Raw genomic sequence first — 1071 nt, 5'->3', positions numbered from 1 at the left:
TTGGTTTGAAGATTGACAAGAACTATAGAAAAAAGTAGAAGTAATTTTATTTTCATAATGTCTGGTATAATTGCTGGTAACGTTTTGAAAATTTGTGCAGAAATGGCATTGCTTGCAGAACCATTGTCGCACCGCAAAGAACTAAATAACTAACGAAAAACCTGAGTTGAACCACCGTCAGCCATTTTTGCGCAAATTTGCTGTTACCACCAGTTATATTTCTGTCTCTTTATTGTTGGTGTCAAAATAAGTGCTAAAAGTACCGCGGAAATTCCTGTCACAATTATATTCCCAATTTCATTAATTTTTAGACCTGAGAAAAATCGAAACAAAAAAATTGTCGAACCGATAAGTGATACCAAAATCCAATATTTATTGTCGATTTTACCTTTCACTTTATCGTCAAAATTTAAATTAAACAATGAAAATAGCACAACTATTCCACCAATCAAAGTACTTAAATGCTGAGATATTTTGTAAACTGGATATGTCCGGCCAAATAAATGAATTTCGTTTGTCATAATTCGAAAAGTGTTTACAATAAAGCCAGTTTCGTGTGTAAAACTGTCCCAAAGAATATGTGAAAAAGCACCTATAATAATTGAAGTCAAAACTATGAAGATATTTTGTTTGAAATATTTATTCCAGTCAAATTGTTTGAAAGCATAAAGTCTGTTTTTTAAGCTTTTCGGCAAGTTGTCAAATAGGTCGGCTTTTACAATGTTGTGAAAGGCAAAAGCCAATAAAATTCCCAGCGGTAAGTCAAACCAGAAAAGTCCAGTTAAAGTATGACTGTATTCACTTTGAACTTTCATTCTTAAAAAATATTCAAAGTCAGGTGTCAAACTGCCAATTACAAGTCCTGTTAAAGAAAACCATTTTCGAGGCAAATAGGTCAATGGTAAAACTACTGCTGGATGTGAAAAGGTAAAAGGCATATATTCGGATGTCGTCGTTTTATAATTGGTGGTAACGTTTTGGAAATTTGTGCAGAAATGGCATTGCTTGCAGAACCATTGTCGCACCGCACTGAACTAAATAAATAACGAAGAACCTTAATTGAACCACCGT

General features: G+C 33.3%; 1 protein-coding gene. It reads right to left on the bottom strand.

Annotated features, from left to right (window positions below):
• Positions 1-203: 203 nt before the first annotated feature.
• Positions 204-938 (bottom strand): DUF4184 family protein, encoded by a 735-nt coding sequence (locus tag ABIB40_RS20695; protein WP_354361859.1) that lies wholly within the window; start codon positions 936-938, stop codon positions 204-206.
• Positions 939-1071: the final 133 nt, after the last annotated feature.

The sequence above is a fragment of the Pedobacter sp. UYP30 genome (genome assembly GCF_040547165.1).
Classification (GTDB): Bacteria; Bacteroidota; Bacteroidia; order Sphingobacteriales; family Sphingobacteriaceae; genus Pedobacter.
The sequence above is the reverse complement of the archived record's forward strand: the minus strand, read 5'-3'. Positions and strand labels throughout refer to the sequence as shown.

Coding starts and splice junctions, on each gene's coding strand:
- ABIB40_RS20695 (WP_354361859.1), bottom strand. CDS start 938: ATGCCTTTTACCTTTTCACATCCAGCAGTAGTTTTACCATTGACCTAT.